At 63.6% G+C, this 18,134-nt stretch carries 12 protein-coding genes; 5 read left to right on the top strand and 7 right to left on the bottom strand.

The window, feature by feature from the left end; translation table 11 throughout:
- Positions 1–65 precede the first annotated feature (65 nt).
- Positions 66–425 (bottom strand): response regulator, encoded by a 360-nt coding sequence (locus Q8O96_RS22105; protein WP_102865187.1) that lies wholly within the window; start codon positions 423–425, stop codon positions 66–68.
- A 253-nt stretch (positions 426–678) separates the two neighbouring features.
- Between Q8O96_RS22105 and Q8O96_RS22110 the strand changes: the two genes are divergently transcribed.
- The 5 genes from Q8O96_RS22110 (at position 679) to Q8O96_RS22130 (ending at position 7,236) form a co-directional block, all read left to right on the top strand.
- Entirely contained in the window at positions 679–4,173 is a 3,495-nt protein-coding gene (locus Q8O96_RS22110) for a response regulator (protein ID WP_305949395.1), read from the top strand.
- Positions 4,173–4,988 (top strand): protein-glutamate O-methyltransferase CheR, encoded by an 816-nt coding sequence (locus Q8O96_RS22115; RefSeq protein WP_016964143.1) that lies wholly within the window; start codon positions 4,173–4,175, stop codon positions 4,986–4,988. Before Q8O96_RS22110 ends, Q8O96_RS22115 begins: the two co-directional genes overlap by 1 nt.
- On the top strand, positions 4,985–5,590 hold the full coding sequence (locus Q8O96_RS22120) for a chemotaxis protein CheB (RefSeq protein WP_305949396.1): 606 nt from the start codon (positions 4,985–4,987) through the stop codon (positions 5,588–5,590). Before Q8O96_RS22115 ends, Q8O96_RS22120 begins: the two co-directional genes overlap by 4 nt.
- Entirely contained in the window at positions 5,584–6,780 is a 1,197-nt protein-coding gene (locus tag Q8O96_RS22125; RefSeq protein WP_102865184.1) for a hybrid sensor histidine kinase/response regulator, read from the top strand. The genes Q8O96_RS22120 and Q8O96_RS22125 overlap by 7 nt, the downstream gene beginning before the upstream one ends.
- A 78-nt stretch (positions 6,781–6,858) precedes the next feature.
- Positions 6,859–7,236, top strand: coding sequence for a response regulator (locus tag Q8O96_RS22130; protein ID WP_011061530.1), 378 nt, complete (start codon positions 6,859–6,861; stop codon positions 7,234–7,236).
- Between the two features lie 8 nt (positions 7,237–7,244).
- On the opposite strand, the gene Q8O96_RS22135 is transcribed toward Q8O96_RS22130, so the two are convergent.
- The 6 genes from Q8O96_RS22135 to Q8O96_RS22160 all read right to left on the bottom strand — a co-directional run bounded on the left by Q8O96_RS22135 (position 7,245) and on the right by Q8O96_RS22160 (position 18,121).
- Entirely contained in the window at positions 7,245–8,915 is a 1,671-nt protein-coding gene (locus tag Q8O96_RS22135; RefSeq protein WP_115582374.1) for a response regulator, read from the bottom strand.
- Positions 8,912–10,414, bottom strand: a complete 1,503-nt coding sequence (locus Q8O96_RS22140) for an ATPase domain-containing protein (protein ID WP_305949397.1) — start codon at positions 10,412–10,414, stop codon at positions 8,912–8,914. Before Q8O96_RS22140 ends, Q8O96_RS22135 begins: the two co-directional genes overlap by 4 nt.
- Positions 10,415–11,004: 590 nt before the next feature.
- On the bottom strand, positions 11,005–12,060 hold the full coding sequence (locus Q8O96_RS22145; protein WP_207167832.1) for a HEAT repeat domain-containing protein: 1,056 nt from the start codon (positions 12,058–12,060) through the stop codon (positions 11,005–11,007).
- Positions 12,061–12,134: 74 nt separating this feature from the next.
- Entirely contained in the window at positions 12,135–13,034 is a 900-nt protein-coding gene (locus Q8O96_RS22150; RefSeq protein WP_305949398.1) for a bestrophin family protein, read from the bottom strand.
- A 501-nt stretch (positions 13,035–13,535) separates the two neighbouring features.
- A complete protein-coding gene (locus Q8O96_RS22155) occupies positions 13,536–14,957 on the bottom strand; it encodes an efflux transporter outer membrane subunit (protein WP_102865179.1) in 1,422 nt (473 codons plus the stop codon).
- Complete coding sequence (locus Q8O96_RS22160) at positions 14,954–18,121, bottom strand: efflux RND transporter permease subunit (RefSeq protein ID WP_305949399.1); 3,168 nt, start codon at positions 18,119–18,121, stop codon at positions 14,954–14,956. Before Q8O96_RS22160 ends, Q8O96_RS22155 begins: the two co-directional genes overlap by 4 nt.
- Between the last annotated feature and the right edge of the window lie 13 nt (positions 18,122–18,134).

Here is an 18,134-nt window from a genome sequence, read left to right on the forward strand (position 1 = left end):
CAAGGGCAAAAAAAGGCCGCCATTAAACCACAGCGCGCCAGCGGCGGATCAGGCCGCTGCCGGGCTCAACCGAGGATGCTGCGCACCTTGTCCCGCAACTGATCGATAGAGAAGGGCTTGCCGATCACCGACATGCCGGCAGGCACGTCGATGGACTCGGCATAGCCGCTGGCAAACAGCACCGGCAGGTGCGGACGCAATTGCCGGGCGCGTTCGGCCAGTTCACGGCCGTTCATGCCGGGCAGGCCGACATCGGTCATCAGCAGGTCGATGGTCTGTTGCGGGTTTTCCAGCAGGCTCAGCGCGGCGTCACTGCCATCAGCCTCCAGGACGCTGAATTCGAGCTCTTCGAGAACATCGACAATCAGCATGCGCACGATGGCATCGTCTTCGACGACTAGGATGGTGGAGACGCTGGCGGGCATAGGGACTCTCTCAAGAAGTGGGTGGTACGGGGCGCTGCGACAGGCGGCCCTGTGCATCAGTAAGTGGCGACTGGCCACAAGTTCCCGAAGCTGTACAGAAAAAGGCTGTTGTACAAGCGCCGGCAAGAATAACCGCTTCCCTTGTCCCAGGGCAGGTCCAATCGCAGTTGTGAACCCGTGGGTTATAAAAAATAGCTGCGATGGCCGAATGTGGGGCAAACTTCGTTTTTTTTCCTGCGCCAAGGTCCATCAAATGATCCGTCCGTCATCGGTTGATGAACAGAGTTTTCGCAAGCTGCTGACCCGCAACATCAGCCTGCCCCTCGGTGTAGGCGTGCTCAGCGCGGTTTTTTTCGTGTCCCTGATCACCTATCTGCTCTCGGTCATCCAGTGGGTGCAGCACACTGACCGGGTGATCAACAATCTCAATGAGGCGGCGCGCCTGACCATCGACCTGGAAACCGGCATGCGCGGTTTCCTGATCACCGGCGATGAGCATTTCCTCGACCCTTATGAAGTGGCCAAGCCACGCATCCTCAGCGAGCTCAATGGGCTGCGTGATCTGGTCGCCGACAACCCGCAGCAGGTCGACCGCCTCAAGCGCCTGGAAGCCCTGCAGCTGGAGTGGAACAACTTCTCCCAGAGCATGATCGAGCTGCGTCGGCAGAACGGCGACTACCGTGGCGCGGTGCAGGCCGGGCGGGGCAAGCGCCTGACCGACGAGATCCGCAAGGAATACGAGGATGCGGTGGTCATGGAGCAGCAGTTGCGCCTGGAACGCAATGAGAGCGTCAGCCGCACGACCATTTTCAGCGTGATCCTGTACCTGTTGTTCGTGGTGGGCATCAGCGGCTTGCTGGCCTATGTCGGGCGTCGGGATCTGCTGGCGCTGTCCAAAAGCTACAGCGACAACCTCGAGGCCCAGGAAAACAGCGCCCGGCGCCTGGAACAGCAGGCCTGGCTGCGCAACGGCCAGACCGAACTGGCCGAACAGATGCTCGGCCAACTGACCCTGAACCTGCTGGGGCGCAATATCCTCCAGTTCTGCGCCCATTACCTGGGGACACCGGTGGCGGCGCTGTATATCCGTGAAGATCACGGCGGCCTCAAGCGTGTGGCTTCTTATGGATTTTCCCGGGAGCTGGAGCAGCAAGAGCAGTCGCTGTATGGCGATGAGGGCCTGGTGGGCCAGGCCGCGCAGCACAAGCGCCTGATCCGCCTGGACGATGTGCCGGCGGATTACTTCAAGGTCAGCTCCGGCCTGGGCGAGGGCGCGCCGCGCAGCGTGCTGGTGGTGCCGACCCGTGATGACGACCGGGTCAATGGCGTGATCGAGCTGGGCTTCTTGCGGGCGCTGAGCGATCGCGATGTGGAGTTGCTGGAGCTGATTGCCGGCAATATCGGCACCTCCATCGAAGCTGCGCGCTACCGCCAGCGCCTTCAGGAAGTGCTGGCCGAAACCCAGCAGCTCAACGAAGAGTTGCAGGTGCAGCAGGAAGAATTGAAGACCGCCAATGAGGAGTTGGAGGAGCAGTCGCGGATTCTCAAGGAGTCCCAGGTGCACCTGGAGACGCAGCAGGTGGAACTGGAACAGACCAACGAACAGTTGGCCGAGCAGGCGCAGATCCTCGCCGAGCAGCGCGACGCCATGGACCGCAAGAACAGCGAGCTGAACGAGGCGCAGACCCAGCTTGAAGAGCGCGCCGAAGAACTGCAGCGCTCCAGCAAGTACAAGTCCGAATTCCTCGCCAACATGTCCCACGAACTGCGCACACCGCTCAACAGTTCGCTGATCCTGGCCAAGTTGCTGGCGGAAAACCCCCAGGAGAACCTCACTGCCGAGCAGGTCAAGTTCGCCGAGTCGATCTATTCCGCCGGCAACGACCTGCTGAACCTGATCAATGACATCCTGGATATCTCCAAGGTCGAGGCGGGCAAGCTCGAAGTGCGTCCGGAAAATGCCAGCGTGCCGCGCCTGGTGGACGGCCTGCGCAGCCTGTTCCAGCCGTTGACCGCGGACAAGGGCCTGGCCTTCAAGGTGGAGCTGCAACCGGGGGCGCCACAGAGGCTGTTCACGGATCGCCAGCGGGTCGAACAGATAGTCAAGAACCTGCTGTCCAACGCGGTCAAGTTCACCGAAAGGGGCCAGGTCAGCCTGAGCGTTGGTGCTCAGCCGGGTGGCGGTATCGCCTTTGTCGTGCAGGATTCGGGGATCGGCATCGCCCAGGACCAGCAGGAAAGCATTTTCGAAGCCTTCCGCCAGGCCGACGGCACCACCAACCGGCGTTATGGCGGCACTGGCCTGGGTCTGTCGATCTCCCGGGACCTGGCGACCTTGCTGGGGGGCTCCATCAGCGTCAGCAGTGAGCCGGGGCAGGGCAGCATTTTCACGCTGGTGCTGCCAGAGCAGTACAGCGAGGCGGCCGAACCGGTGCTGGCGCCAGCGCCTGCAATGATGCCGGTGGCGGCGCCTGTTGCACCCAGTGCGCCGTTGCCGGTGGCTGAAGGGCCTGGCAGTGAGATCCCGCGCTTTGCCGATGACCGGGACAAGGCTCCATTCAGCAGCCGCTGCATCCTGGTGGTGGAAGATGAGCCGAATTTTGCGCATATCCTCTTCGATCTGGCCCACGAACTGGGTTACCACTGCCTGGTGGCCCATGGCGCCGACGAGGGCTACAGCCTGGCCGAGCAGTACATCCCGGACGCCATCCTGCTGGACATGCGCCTGCCCGACCATTCCGGCCTGACTGTGCTCCAACGCCTCAAGGAACATGCCCAGACCCGGCACATCCCGGTGCACGTGATCTCGGTGGAAGACCGGGTGGAAGCGGCCATGCACATGGGCGCCGTGGGCTACGCGGTGAAACCCACCACCCGCGAGGAACTCAAGGATGTGTTCGCCCGCCTGGAAGCCAAGCTGACGCAGAAGGTCAAGCGCGTGCTGCTGGTGGAGGACGACGACCTGCAACGCGACAGCATTGCCCGGCTGATCGGCGACGACGATATCGAGATCACCGCCGTGGGCCTGGCCCAGGATGCCCTGGACCTGCTGCGCGAGAATGTCTACGACTGCATGGTCATCGACCTCAAGCTGCCGGACATGCTTGGCAACGACCTGCTCAAGCGCATGTCCACCGAGGACATCTGCTCCTTCCCGCCGGTGATCGTCTATACCGGGCGCAACCTGACCCGGGATGAAGAGACCGAGCTGCGCAAGTATTCCCGTTCGATCATCATCAAGGGCGCCCGCTCGCCGGAGCGCCTGCTGGATGAAGTGACGTTGTTTCTGCACAAAGTCGAATCCCAGTTGTCCCATGAGCGGCAGAAGATGCTCAAGACCGCCCGCAGCCGTGACAAGGTCTTCGAGGGGCGCAAGATCCTCCTGGTGGACGATGACGTGCGCAACATCTTTGCCTTGACCAGCGCCCTGGAACACAAGGGCGCGGTGGTGGTGATCGGCCGTAACGGCCATGAGGCCATTGCCAGACTCAATGAAGTCGAAGATATCGACCTGGTGCTGATGGACGTGATGATGCCGGAGATGGACGGTTTCGAAGCCACGGTGCAGATCCGCAAGGACCCGCGCTGGCGCAAGCTGCCGATCATCGCCGTGACCGCCAAGGCCATGAAGGACGACCAGGAGCGCTGCCTGCAGGCCGGTTCCAACGACTACTTGGCCAAGCCCATCGACCTTGACCGGCTGTTTTCCCTTATCCGCGTGTGGCTACCGAAGATGGAAAGAATTTAGTGGAGCGCAATACCGAGATCGAACTGCGTTTGCTGATCGAAGCTATTTATCTCAAATACAGCTACGACTTCCGCGACTACTCCGGTGCTTCGATCAAGCGCCGGGTCAACCACGCTTTGCGTCAGTTCGAGTGCAAGACCATTTCCGCGCTGCAGGAGCGGGTGTTGCACGACCCGACGGCGTTCATGCAATTGCTGCAGTTCCTGACCATTCCGGTGAGCGAGATGTTTCGCGACCCGTCGCACTTCCTGGCGATCCGCCAGGAGGTGGTGCCGCTGCTCAAGACCTACCCGTCGATCAAGATCTGGATCGCTGGTTGCAGCACCGGGGAAGAGGTCTACTCCATGGCCATCCTGCTGCGCGAAGAGGGGCTGCTGGAACGCACCATCATCTACGCCACCGACATCAACCCCAGCTCCCTGGAGAAGGCCAAGCAGGGCATCTTCTCCCTGGAGAACGTGCGGGCCTACACCCACAACTACCAGCAGGCCGGTGGCCAGCGTTCCTTTGCCGACTACTACACCGCCGCCTACGACTACGCGATCTTCGACAAGACCCTGCGCGAGAACGTGACCTTTGCCGATCACAGCCTGGCGACCGACAGTGTATTCTCGGAAACTCAATTAATTTCGTGCCGTAACGTATTGATTTACTTCAATAAAAAGCTGCAGGATCGGGCCTTTGGGCTGTTCCATGAGTCGCTCTGCCACCGTGGTTTCCTGGTGCTGGGCAGCAAGGAAACCCTGGAATTTTCCGCCTATGGCAAGCATTTCGAACCCTTGGTCAAACAAGAACGGATCTACCGCAAGACATGAGCCAGGAAAGTGTCGCGCCGCATCGCCGGCCTCGGATCGAGGCTGTCGTAGTAGGCGCCTCCGCGGGGGGCGTCGAGGCCTTGTTGAGCCTGTTCAATGAGTTCAGCGCCAGTTTCAGCCTGCCGGTGATCGTGGTCCTGCACCTGCCCGACGAGCGTCGCAGCCAATTGGCCGACGTCTTCGACCGGCGCCTGGCGCTGAGGGTGAAGGAGGCCGACGACAAGGAAGCGATCGTTGCGGGCACCTTGTACGTCGCGGCACCCGGTTATCACCTGTCGGTGGAGCAGGACCGCACCTTGTCCCTGAGCCAGGAGGAGCGCTTGCATCACTCGCGGCCGGCCATCGATTACCTGTTCGAGTCCGCCGCTGATGCCTACGGGGAGCACCTCGTGGCGGTGCTGCTGACCGGGGCCAATCAGGACGGCGCCCAGGGCCTGGTCGAGGTCAAGCGCCAGGGCGGGCTGACCATCGTCCAGGACCCCGGCGAAGCCAGTGTTCCCACCATGCCGGAAGCAGCCCTGGCCCTGCAGCAACCGGATTACATTCTCCCTTTGCGCGGCATCAGCCGTCTGCTTGCCGAGCTGGAACGAATCGCATGTTAAGTACTATTCAAGCCAAGCTGCTGATCGTCGACGATCTGCCGGAGAACCTGCTGGCCCTGGAAGCGCTGATCAAGCGCGAGGACCGCCTGGTGTACAAGGCGCTGTCGGCCGACGAGGCCTTGTCGCTGCTGCTCCAGCATGAGTTCGCCATGGCCATCCTCGATGTACAGATGCCAGGCATGAATGGCTTCGAGCTGGCCGAGTTGATGCGCGGCACCGAGAAGACCAAGCACATTCCCATCGTTTTCGTCAGTGCCGCCGGACGCGAGCTCAACTACGCCTTCAAGGGCTACGAGAGCGGGGCGGTGGACTTCCTGCACAAGCCCCTGGACATCCATGCGGTCAAGAGCAAGGTCAATGTGTTCGTCGACCTGTACCGCCAGAGCAAGGCCATGAAGCAGCAGGTCGAGGCCCTGGAGCAGAGCCGGCGTGAGCAGGAGGTGTTGCTCAACAAGCTTCAGGCCACCCAGAACGAGTTGGAGCAGGCGGTGCGCATGCGCGATGACTTCATGTCCATCGTCGCCCATGAAGTGCGCACGCCCCTCAACGGCCTGATCCTGGAAACCCAGCTGCGCAAGATGCACCTGGCCCGGGAGAACGCTGCTGCCTTCAGCCTGGACAAGATGCACGCCATGGTGGATCGCGACGAGCGCCAGATCAAAAGCCTGATCCGCCTGATCGAAGACATGCTGGACATCTCGCGGATTCGCACTGGCAAGCTATCGATCCGCCCGTCCCGGTTTGACCTGGCGCAGTTGGTACGCGGATTGGTGGAGAACTTCGCGCCCCAGGTGGAAGCTGCGCAATCGTCCCTGAGCCTGGAAGCCGAGCAGCCGTTGCAAGGCCACTGGGACGAATTCCGCATCGAACAGGTGATTTCCAATCTGCTGACCAATGCCTTGCGCTACGGCGCCAAGAGCCCCATCCAAGTCCGGGTCTATGCCCAGGACGGCGAGGCCCGGGTCGAGGTGCGCGATCATGGGATTGGCATCAGCGAAGAGAACCAGAAGCGAATTTTCCAGCAGTTCGAGCGGGTCAGTGCCAGCCACGTGGCGGCGGGCCTTGGGCTTGGGCTGTTTATTTCCGAGCAGATCGTCACTGCCCATGGCGGCACCATCAGTGTTGAAAGCCGGATCGGCGAGGGCGCGCTGTTTCGCGTGAGCCTGCCCTTGTCGGCGACCGACGAATGACTAAAAGCGTAATGCTCACGCAACCTCTGCGTGACCCAATGGTCGAAGGGGCAGCAATTGATCGAGCAAAGGTTTTCCATGAGTGAAGATGCACAAGACGTCGTACTGATCGTCGAAGATGAACCCGTCATCCTGATGCTGCTGGCCGACTATCTGTCGGGCCTGGGCTACCGGGTACTCCAAGCGGAAAATGGCGAGCAGGCGTTCGAGATCCTGGCCAGCAAGCCGCACCTGGATGTGATGATCACCGACTACCGGCTGCCTGGCGGCATTACCGGGGTAATGATCGCTGAACCGGCGGTGAAGCTGCGTCCGGACCTCAAGGTGATTTTCATCAGCGGCTATCCCAACGAAATCCTCGAATGCGGCAGCCCCATCACCCGCAAGGCACCGATCCTGGCCAAGCCCTTCGACCTCAACAGCCTGCAGGAGCAGATTCAGCAACTGCTGGCTTGAGCCGCTCCTCAGTCGCGGATCATCTCCTGCACCTTGGCGGTCAGCAGGTCGAAGGTGAAGGGCTTGGTGATCAGTTGCATGCCGGGGTCGAGGAAGCCGCCCCGGGCGGCGGCGTGCTCGGCGTAGCCGGTGATGAACAGGACTTTCAGTTGCGGGCGGATCTGCCGCCCGATCTCCGCCAGTTGCCGGCCGTTCATGCCCGGCAAGCCCACATCGCTGATCAATAGGTCGATGCGTTGCCCCGAATCGAGGATCGGCATGGCGCTGCGGGCGTCGCCGGCTTCGACAAAGGCGTAGCCCAGCTCGCCGAGTACCGCGCTGACCAGCAGCCGGACCGCCGGATCATCCTCGACGATCAGCACCGTCTCGCCGTTCTGCGCGGTGCCCGACTGTTGCTCCAGCGGCTGTTCATCCAGCTGCGCACTGCCCCGATAGCGCGGCAGGTACAGGCTGACCTCGGTGCCCCGGCCCAGGGTGCTGTTGAGGGACACGTGGCCGTGGGACTGCTTGCTGAAGCCATAGATCATCGACAGCCCGAGCCCGGTGCCCTGGCCGATGGGCTTGGTGGTGAAGAAGGGGTCGAACACCCGATGGATGATGGCGTCGGGCATGCCGCAGCCGTTGTCGCTGACTCTCAGTAGCACGTAGTCGCCGGGTTCGAGGTTGTCGTGGGCCTGGGTGAAGTCCGGGCCCAGGTGCTGATTGAGGGTTTCCACCAGCAGCCGGCCGCCATTGGGCATGGCATCCCGGGCGTTGAGGACCAGATTGAGCAGGGCGCTTTCCAACTGGTTGGGGTCGGCCTCGGCGACCCACAGTTGCGGGCACAGCTGCATGTCCAGCTGGATGCTTTCGCTGAGGCTGCGTTGCAGCAGTTCGCCCATGGACGTCACCAGGGCATTCATTTCCACGGGCTTGGAGTCCAGCGACTGGCGCCGGGAGAAGGCCAGCAGGCGATGGGTCAGGCCGGCGGCGCGATTGGCCGAGGTGACCCCCAGGTCGATCAGTCGGTCCAGGTCTTCGGTGCGGCCCCGGGCCAGGCGCCGGCGCAGCAGCTCCAGGCTGCCGATGATGCCGGTGAGCATGTTGTTGAAGTCATGGGCGATGCCGCCAGTGAGCTGGCCCACGGCTTCCATCTTTTGCGACTGGCGCAGGGCTTCCTCGTTGTGCCGCAGTTGCGCGGTACGCTCCTGCACCTGCTGTTCCAGGGTTTCCAGGGTGCATTGCAGGCGCAGTTCGCTCTGGCTCAGGTCGATCAGCCGGTCCCGGGCTTCGTATTGGCGACGGCGTCCGCGCAGGGCGGCGCTGACCAGGCTGATCAGGGTGGCCGGATGGAAGGGCCGTTCGAGGAAACTGACGTTGCCCAAGGGCACGCTGAAGCCTGAGGCCGGGTTCTGCTCCGGACCGCCGTGCTGGGTCAGCAGCACGATGGGCAGGTCGGACCAGGCCGGTTGTTGTTGCAGATGGCGCAGCAGGGGGGCCAGGTCGACCCCGCGCAAAGCCTCGGCGGCGATGATTACCAGCCCGGCGCCGTGCTCCAGCTCTGTGCACAGGGCCGGCAGGTCCGGGCAGATCAGACTGCGAAATCCCGCCTCGTTGAGCATCATCTGCGCCAGCTGGCTGTCACGGCCGTGGGGCGTGAGCACCAGGGCGCGTTCGGAAAATGCCAGGTCTTGGGTCATCGCCCCTCGTCCCGCAGCAGCGGTTTGCTTTCGCCCAGGTAGGTGGGCACGCCTCGCAGTACGCCCTGGAAGGCTTCCAGGGGTTCGCCGATGGTCAAGCCGCGAGCGCCGATGCGGTACTCACGGATGGTGGACTCGTGGCTGCCGGTGCGTTTCTTGATGATGGAGATGGCCCGACGCACCTTGCCCAGGGCCTCGAAGTAGCGCAGCAGGACCACGGTGTCCGCCAGGTAGGTGATGTCCACCGGGGCCTGCATGTCGCCCACCAGGCCATGCTGGGCCACGGTCATGAAGGTCGCGGCGCCCTGGCGGTTGAGGTACAGCAGCAGTTCGTGCATGTGCAGCACCAGGGCGTTTTCCTCGGGCATGGCCGCCTGGTAGCCGTTGATGCTGTCGATCACCACGGTCTTGATCCGTTGCTGGTCGACACAGCGCCGGACCCGGTAGGACAGTTCCCCCGGGGACAGTTCTGCGGCGTCCACTTGCTCGATCACCAGGTTGCCGGTGGCTTGCAGGGCCTCCAGGTCGATGCCCATGTTGCGCATGCGTTCCAACAGCAGCCCCAGCTCTTCGTCGAAGATGAACAGCGCGGCTTTCTCGCCCCGGGCTACTGCGGCCGCGGCGAAGATCATCGAAAAAAGCGATTTGCCGGTACCGGCGGGGCCCAGGATCAGGGTGCTGGAACCGCTTTCAATGCCGCCTCCCAGGAGCGCGTCCATTTCCGCAATGCCGCTTGTCAGGGTCAGGCGCTCGTTGCGGCCGCGGTGTTCGGCAGCCACCAGCCTTGGGAAGACATGGACCCCGTCGCCCATGATGGTGAAATCATGGAAGCCGCCGCGGTACTTCTGGCCACGGTATTTCACCACCCGGACGCGCCGGCGCTCGGCGCCGTAACTGGGGGTCAGCTCTTCCAGGCGGATCACCCCGTGGGCCACGCTGTGCACGGTCTTGTCCAGGGATTCGGTGGTCAGGTCGTCCAGTAGCAGCACGGTGGCGTCATAGCGCACGAAGTAGTGCTTGATCGCCAGGATCTGTCGCCGGTAGCGCAGGGAACTCTGGGCCAGCAGGCGGATTTCCGAGAGGCTGTCGAGCACCACCCGCGTCGGCTTGACCCGTTCCACCACGTCGAAGATCTGCCGGGTGGCTTCCCCCAGCTCCAGGTCCGAGGAATACAGCAGGCTTTGCTGGTGCTCGGCGTTGAGCAGGCTTTCCGGTGGGGTCAGCTCGAAGATGTGGATGTTGTGGTCCAGCTGCCAGCCGTGGGACTGGGCGCCCTGGCGCAGTTCGCGCTCGGTTTCCGAGAGGGTGATGTACAGGCAGCGCTCGCCGGCCAGGGCGCCGGCACGTAGAAAATGCAAGGCCACGGTGGTCTTGCCGGTGCCGGGTTCGCCTTCCAGCAGGAATACATGGCTGCGTGATAATCCTCCAGAGAGAATATCGTCCAGGCCTTCGACGCCAGTGGCGGCTTTTTCGCTGAGCAACGCAGATGAGGTCGACAAACAATGCCCTCGCACATATGGGTCCAGGTGATCGGCGATGGCGACGAACGCCTTGATATCGCTGATAAATCACTTGACCGTCTGCCGTTGCCACGGTTCAACCTTTTGTTGTGTAGCCGCTGCCGCAGGCTGCGAACGGCTTGGGCGGCATTCCGACGCAGCAGGCGCGGGGATCTTGAGGGCGGCAAAGGTTTGGCTGGGGATCGCCAGGCAAGGCCCTGCGGGCCTTTTCGCAGCCTCGCGGGCCCGGCAGCGGCTACAGGTTTTGTGCGGGCTCTTGTAGCCGCTGCCGCAGGCTGCGAACGGCTTGGGCGGCATTCCGACGCAGCAGGCGCGAGGATCTTGAGGGCGGCGAAGGCTTGGCTGGGGATCGCCAGGCAAGGCCCTGCGGGCCTTCTCGCAGCCTCGCGGGCTCGGCAGCGGCTACAGGTTTTGTGCGGGCTCTTGTAGCCGCTGCCGCAGGCTGCGAACGGCTTGGGCTGTATTCCGACGCAGCAGGCGCGAGGATCTTGAGGGCGGTAAAGGTTTGGCTGGAGATCGCCAGGCAAGGCCCTGCGGGCCTTTTCGCAGCCTCGCGGGCTCGGCAGCGGCTACAGGCCCTGCTGCAGGGCCGGGTCGTCGGGGTTCTGCTGTTCCAGCTGGGCCAGCAACACCTGGACGTTCTGCAACTGGCCGCTCTCTTTCCAATAGTTGATCAGCAGCACCCGCGCCTTGCGGTTGTAAGGCTGGCGCTGGACGATTTCCTCCAGTTGCTTCTGCGCCGCCTCCAGCTCCTGCTGGCTGTGCAGGGTGGTGGCCAGGTCGTAGCGGTAGGCGGCGTTGTTGGGTTCCAGTTCCACCGCCCGTGACAGGCCCAGCAGGGCAAATTCGCCCTGGCCGTGGTGCAGCAGCCAGAGCCCCAGGGCATGTTGCAGGTAGGCGGAGTCTTGCTGGGCCTGCAGTTGCTTGGCCAGCAACTGGCGGGCGGCGTCGCTCTGGCCTTGCTTGTCCAGCACTTCGATCTGCAGCACCACCGCTTGCAGGTTGTCCGGTGCCAGGCGCAGGGCTTGTTCAAGGGTCTGCTGGGCCTTGCTCAGGTTGGCGTTGTGCAGGTACAGGCGGGCCAGTTGGTATTGGGCCTCGACGTCATCACCCCGGGTCTTGAGCACCTGGGTGTATTCGTCGATCACCTGCTGCAGTGGGCCGAAGTACAGGCCCTGGTCATCCGGGCTCAGGCCGAGCAGGGCGTCTACCGCGGCAAAGCGCACGCTTTGCTCGTGATCGTCGAGCAAGGGGCCTATCAGCAGGCTGCGCTGGCCACTGGGAACCAGGCCCAGCACGCTCTCGATCGCGGCTTTGCGCACCTCGGGCGAGGGATGATAGAGGTCGGCGTCCGCCAGCTTCAGGGCCTGGGGGCTGGGGTAGTTGGGCAATACCGCCAGCAGGCGGGTGCGCTGCTGGTCATTGAGGTCGGGGCGCGCCAGTTGTTGGTACAGCACCCGTGCTGCGCCCGGCTGGCCGTTGCGGGCTTTCTCCAGGGCCGGGCCGTAGCCATGCTTGATCGCCTCGGGAACCGCTGGCGGGCTGCTGCGCAGAAAGGTCCAGGCCAGGGCCAGGGCGATAACGAGCAACAGGCTGATCAGCAGATAGCGACGGGGCAGGGGCATGCAGGAATCCGGAAGCTGGCGACTTTTGGAAGGCGCAAGCTTCGGTCAGGAATGGGCCTGAGTCAAACCCGGGATCAGGTCAGTACGTATTCCTGGGGTTGCAGTGGCGGCGGCAGGTCCCGGTGCCCCAGCGCGGCCAGGAGTTCACGCTCCAAACCGCGCAATAGAGCGTTGCACGGCAGATCGTTGTCGTCGTAGCCAAAGGGGTCTTCGAGGTCATTGCCGATTTCGTCGAGGCCCAGGAAGGTGTAGCTGACGATGGCGGTGAAGATCGGCGTCAGCCAGCCCAGGGGCTCGGCCATGGCAAATGGCAGGAGGATGCAGAACAGGTAGATGGTGCGGTGCAGCAGCAAGGTGTAGGGGAAGGGCAGCGGGGTGTTCTGGATGCGTTCGCAGGCGGCCTGGACCAGGCTCAGGCTGACCAGGCGGGTTTCCATCTGGGTGTAGCGCCATTCACTGATCAGCCCCTGCTGCGCCCACTGCGAGCAGCGCTGGCCGATGCGTTGCAACTGGGCATCGGTGAGGTTGGGGTGCTGCGGGTCGATGTCGGCCTGGGCCCAGGGTTGCAGGGCGCGGGCTTCGTCTTCATGGCGCAGGCGGGCAATCAGGCTGTGGGCGAAGCCGCAGAGGTCGCGCAGCAGGCCCTCGCGTTGGGGATGAGCGTCGATGATCAGGCTTTCGCGGATCAGCGAACGGACCTCGATGATCAACTGCCCCAACTGCTTGCGGCCTTCCCACCAGCGGTCGTAGCAGGCGTTGTTGCGAAAACTCATGAAGATCGACAGCGACAGGCCCAGCAGGGTGAAGGGCGTGGCATTGACCTTGGAGAAATAGGTGGGCTGCAGGGTTTCCACCAGGACGATGACCGACGCCAGCAGGGTGATCAGCACGCAGCGCAAGGCAATGCGCTTGGCGATCGAGCCCTTGAGGGCAAAGAGGATGCTGATCAGGTTGGGCTTGGGGCGGACGATCATGATGGCTGAGGCCAGGGCGATTACTCGGCGAGTGAAGAGTAGGAGCGCGCTGTAGGGCTGTCCAATCGCAATGATCGACCGAATGATCGATTGCCTCTATCGGCCGCCGACCCTTGCCTGACGATTGCCCGCGGAGCCTTGAACGGCCCTGCGATCCTGGCGTCCCTTCGGGCCGTTCGCAGCCTGCGGCAGCGGCTACAGGGAGCTGTGTAGCCGCTGTCGAGCCCTCGGCGAGGCTGCGAAAAGGTCCGCAGGACCTTGTCTGACGATTGCCCGCAGAGTCTTGAGCGGCGCTGCGATCCTGGCGTCCCTTCGGGCCGTTCGCAGCCTGCGGCAGCGGCTACAGGGCTGTAGCCGCTGTCGAGCCTGCGGCGAGGCTGCGCGAAGGTCCGCAGGACCTTGCTTGGCGATGTCGTGGCAAAAAAAAGCCCCGCGACCGAATGATCCACGGGGCCAAACATTGGTTGGTTGCGGCCAACCAAAGGAGCTCGTTGCAAATCCTTACTGGCTGGCCAGCGTCTCCGGTTGCCAGCCACCGCCCAGGGCCTTGTAGATGGCGACAATGCCGCGGTACAGGTCGACTTCGGCCTGGGCCTGGGCGTCTTCGGCCGCCAGGCGTTCACGCTGGGCGTCCAGCAGCACCAGGAAGTCCACGGTGCCTTCGCGGTAGCGGATCTCGGCCAGGTCCGCCGCGGCGCGGCTGGACTCGCTCTGGCGGATCAGCGAGATCAGCCGTTGCTGGCGCTTGCCGTAATCGCTGAAGGCGTTTTCCGATTCTTCCAGGGCCAGCAGTACTTGCTGCTCGTAGCTGGCCAGGGCGCCGTCGGCATTGGCGTCGGCACCCCGCAGGCGGGCCCGCACGCTGCCCAGGTCAAAGGCCGCCCAGGTGATGCTCGGACCCAGGGCCCAGGCACTGGCCGCCGAGGAGCCGATCTGTGAACCGCGTCCGGCGGTGAAGCCGAGGAAGCCGCTGAGGCTGACCCGTGGAAACAGGTCGGCCTTGGCCACGCCAATCCGTGCGGTGGCCGCCGCCAGCTGGCGTTCGGCGCTGAGAATGTCCGGCCGGCGTTGCAGCAGCTCGCCCGGGTCGCCAATCGGCAGGGCCTTGGCAATCGCCGGTAGTTGCGCCGGCGAGAGGTCGACGCTGAGCTGGTCCGGACGCTCACCCAGCAGGGTGGCGATGCGGTTGCGCTGACGGGTCTGCTCGGCCTGCAACTGCGGCACGCTGGCTTCCACCGAAGCCAGGCGGGCATCGGCGCGCACCACATCGAGCTGGTCGCCGACCCCGGCGTCGCGCAGGCTTTCGGTGATCTTGCGCGAGGCCTGCTGGTTGTCCAGGTTGGCCAGGGCGATCTTTTCCCGCAGTTGCGCGCCGCGCAGCTGGCCGTAGGCGTCCACCAGCTCGGCGATCATGGTCACTTGCAACTGATACAGGTCGGCCTCGGCGGCTTGCTGGTCGGCGTCGGTGGCTTCCAGGTTGCGCTGGATGCGGCCGAACAGGTCCAGCTCCCAGGCCATGTCCAGGCCCAGGTCGTAGCGCTCGCTCTTGACCCGCTTGGTGGTCTGCCCCGGAATCTGCCCCTTGGCTTGGTCGCTGCTGGCGCGGCTGGTGATGGTGGGCATGGCGTCATTGCTGGCGTCATCGCGAATTGCCCGGGCGGCCCGCAGGCGGGCGAAGGCCACCCGCAGTTCACGGTTGCCCTGCAGCGATTTGCTCACCAGCTGGTTGAGGGTCGGGTCATCGAACTGTTGCCACCAGATGCCTTCGAAGCGTGCGCGGTCGAAGTTCTTCTGGCCCGCAGCGCCATCGGTGGCGGCGCTGATGTGCGCCGCCTCGGTGGTTGGGCTTTGGTAGTCCGGACCGACGGCGCAGGCACTCAGGGCCAGCACCAGCAGGCTCGGCAGGAAGACTTTGGCACTCATTGTTGCGTCTCCAGTTGCAGGGCGCGGGCCTCGTTGCGCTCCACATAATTGCGGATCAGGACATAGAACACTGGGGTCAGCAGCAGGCCGAAGAAGGTCACCCCGAGCATCCCGGAGAACACGGCGACGCCCATGGCATGACGCATTTCCGCACCGGCGCCGCTGGAGATCACCAGGGGCACCACGCCCATGATGAAGGCGAAGGAGGTCATCAGGATCGGCCGCAGACGCAGGCGGCAGGCTTCCAGTACCGCCGCCAGCGGGTCGAGGCCTTCCTCTTGTTTGTCCTTGGCGAACTCGACGATCAGGATCGCGTTCTTGCAGGCCAGGCCCACCAGTACGATCAGGCCGATCTGGGTGAAGATGTTGTTGTCGCCACCGGAGATGATCACCCCGGTAATCGCCGACAGCAGGGTCATCGGCACGATCAGGATCACCGCCAGCGGCAGGCTCCAGCTCTCGTATTGCGCGGCCAGTACCAGGAAGGCCAGCAGCACGCAGAGCGGGAAGACGAACAGGGCGGTGTTACCGGCGAGGATCTGCTGGTAGGTCAGCTCGGTCCATTCGTAGGTCATGCCGTTGGGCAGTTCTTCCTTGAGCAGTTTCTCGATCGCCGCTTCTGCCTGCCCGGAGCTGTAGCCCGGGGCGGCCGCACCGTTGATTTCCGCGGTGACGAAGCCGTTGTAGTGCATCACGCGGTCGGGACCGGCGGTGTCGCTGACCTTGATGAAGGTCGCCAGGGGGATCATCTCGCCCTTGTTGTTGCGCACTTTCAGCTGGCCGATCTGTTCGGGCTCGAGACGGAACTGCTGCTCGGCCTGGACGTTGACCTGATAGGTGCGGCCAAAGCGGTTGAAGTCGTTGGCATACAGCGAACCCAGGTAGATCTGCAGGGTGTCGAAGATGTCGGAAATCGCCACGCCGTGGGTCTTGGCCTTTTCCCGGTCGATGGCCGCGTCCACCTGAGGCACGTTGACCTGGTAGCTGGTGAACAGCCCGGCCAGTTCCGGCACGCTGCGGCTCTTGGTGATGACGTTCTGCACTTCTTTATACAGCTCGTCGTAACCCAGCCCGCTGCGGTCTTCCACTTGCAGGCGGAAGCCGCCAATGGTTCCCAGGCCCTGTACCGGCGGCGGTGGGAAGATCGCCATGTAGGCGTCCTGGATATCGGCGTATTTGCCGTTCAGGGCACCGGCGATGGCACCGGCTGACATGCTCGGGTCCTTGCGCTCATCGAAGGGCTTCAAGGTGACGAAGACGATGCCGTTGTTCGGGCTGTTGGTGAAGCCGTTGATCGACAGGCCGGGGAAGGCCACCGCGCTTTCCACGCCGGGCTGCTTGAGGGCGATGTCGGACATGCGCTTGATCACGTCTTCGGTGCGGTCCAGGCTCGCCGCGTCCGGCAGTTGGGCGAAGGCCACCAGGTATTGCTTGTCCTGGGCCGGCACGAAACCGGTCGGGGTGTGGGCGAAGCCGAACCAGGTCAGCACCATCAGGCCGGCATAGAGGAACAAGGCGATGCCGCTACCGCGGATGACCCGGCGTACGGTGCCGACGTAGCCATGGCTGGCCCGGTCGAAGAAGCGGTTGAACGGCTTGAACAGCCAGCCCCCCAGCAGCTTGTCGAGGATCTTCGAGAAGCGGTCCTTGGGCGCATGGTGTTCCTTGAGCAGTACCGCGGCCAGGGCCGGCGACAGGGTCAGGGAGTTGAAGGCCGAGATCACCGTGGAAATCGCGATGGTCAGGGCGAACTGCTTGTAGAACTGCCCGGTCAGGCCGCTGATGAAGGCCGCCGGTACGAACACCGCGCACAGCACCAGGGCGGTGGCGATGATCGGGCCGGTCACTTCGCGCATGGCGCGCTGGGTGGCCTCCACCGGGTTCAGTCCCAGGCCGATGTTCCGTTCGACGTTCTCCACCACCACGATGGCGTCGTCCACCACGATACCGATGGCCAGCACCAGGCCGAACAGCGACAGGGCATTGAGGGAGAAGCCGAACAGGTGCATGACCGCGAAGGTGCCGATCAGCGACACCGGTACGGCCACCAGCGGGATGATCGAGGCGCGCCAGGTCTGCAGGAACAGGATCACCACCAGCACCACCAGGATCAGCGCTTCGAACAGGGTGTGCACCACCGCCTCGATGGAGCCGCGGACGAAGATGGTCGGGTCGTAGACGATGCTGAAGTCCATGCCCTGCGGGAAGTTCTGCTTGAGTTCGGCCATCTTGGCCCGCACTTCGTTGGAGATCTCGATGGCGTTGGAGCCCGGGCGCTGGAAGATCGGGATCGCCACTGCCGGCTGGTTGTTGAGCAGGGAGCGCAGGGCGTACTGGCTCGACCCCAGTTCGATGCGGGCGATGTCTTTCAGGCGAGTGATCTCACCGTCTTCGCCTGAGCGAATGATGATGTTCTCGAACTCTTCCTCGGTGACCAGTCGGCCCTGGGTGTTGACCGACAGCTGGAAGCTGGTGGCGCTGGGCGCAGGCGGAGCGCCCAGGGCACCGGCGGCGACCTGGCGGTTCTGTTCGCGGATCGCGGTGACCACGTCGGTGGCGGTCAGGTTGCGCGAAGCGGTCTTGTTCGGATCGAGCCAGACCCGCAGCGAGTAGTCGCCCATGCCGAACAGCTGTACATCACCCACGCCGCCCAGGCGCGCCAGCTCATCCTTGATGTTGAGCAGGGCGTAGTTGGACAGGTAGAGCATGTCGTAGCGTTGGTCCGGCGAGGTCAGGTGGACCACCATGGTCAGGTCCGGAGAGGCCTTGTCCACGGTAATACCGATGCGCGTCACTTCTTCCGGCAGCTTGGGCTGGGTGCGGGTCACGCGGTTCTGCACCTGCACCTGGGCGTTGTCCAGGTCGGTGCCCAGGGCGAAGGTGATGGTCAGGGTGATCTTGCCGTCGGCGGTGGATTGCGAGGACATGTAGAGCATGTTCTCGACCCCGGTGATCGCCTGTTCCAGGGGCGCGGCCACGGTTTCACCGATGACTTTCGGGTTGGCCCCGGGGAAGTTGGCGCGTACCACCACGGTGGGTGGCACCACTTCCGGGTATTCGCTGATGGGCAGTTGGAACAGCGAGATGGCGCCGGCGATCAGGATCAGCAGCGACAGCACCGCGGCGAAGATCGGCCTTGAAATGAAGAACTGGGAAAAATTCATCTTGAGAGTCGTC

Source organism: Pseudomonas sp. LPH60, from assembly GCF_030718165.1.
In the GTDB taxonomy this organism is placed as follows: Bacteria; Pseudomonadota; Gammaproteobacteria; order Pseudomonadales; family Pseudomonadaceae; genus Aquipseudomonas; species Aquipseudomonas danubii.

What these genes read in the sequence shown, in the direction of transcription:
- Q8O96_RS22105 (WP_102865187.1), bottom strand. Translation starts at nt 425, where the DNA reads ATGCCCGCCAGCGTCTCCACCATCCTAGTCGTCGAAGACGATGCCATC.
- Q8O96_RS22110 (WP_305949395.1), top strand. Translation starts at nt 679, where the DNA reads ATGATCCGTCCGTCATCGGTTGATGAACAGAGTTTTCGCAAGCTGCTG.
- Q8O96_RS22120 (WP_305949396.1), top strand. Translation starts at nt 4,985, where the DNA reads ATGAGCCAGGAAAGTGTCGCGCCGCATCGCCGGCCTCGGATCGAGGCT.
- Q8O96_RS22125 (WP_102865184.1), top strand. Translation starts at nt 5,584, where the DNA reads ATGTTAAGTACTATTCAAGCCAAGCTGCTGATCGTCGACGATCTGCCG.
- Q8O96_RS22130 (WP_011061530.1), top strand. Translation starts at nt 6,859, where the DNA reads ATGAGTGAAGATGCACAAGACGTCGTACTGATCGTCGAAGATGAACCC.
- Q8O96_RS22135 (WP_115582374.1), bottom strand. Translation starts at nt 8,915, where the DNA reads ATGACCCAAGACCTGGCATTTTCCGAACGCGCCCTGGTGCTCACGCCC.
- Q8O96_RS22145 (WP_207167832.1), bottom strand. Translation starts at nt 12,060, where the DNA reads ATGCCCCTGCCCCGTCGCTATCTGCTGATCAGCCTGTTGCTCGTTATC.
- Q8O96_RS22150 (WP_305949398.1), bottom strand. Translation starts at nt 13,034, where the DNA reads ATGATCGTCCGCCCCAAGCCCAACCTGATCAGCATCCTCTTTGCCCTC.
- Q8O96_RS22155 (WP_102865179.1), bottom strand. Translation starts at nt 14,957, where the DNA reads ATGAGTGCCAAAGTCTTCCTGCCGAGCCTGCTGGTGCTGGCCCTGAGT.
- Q8O96_RS22160 (WP_305949399.1), bottom strand. Translation starts at nt 18,121, where the DNA reads ATGAATTTTTCCCAGTTCTTCATTTCAAGGCCGATCTTCGCCGCGGTG.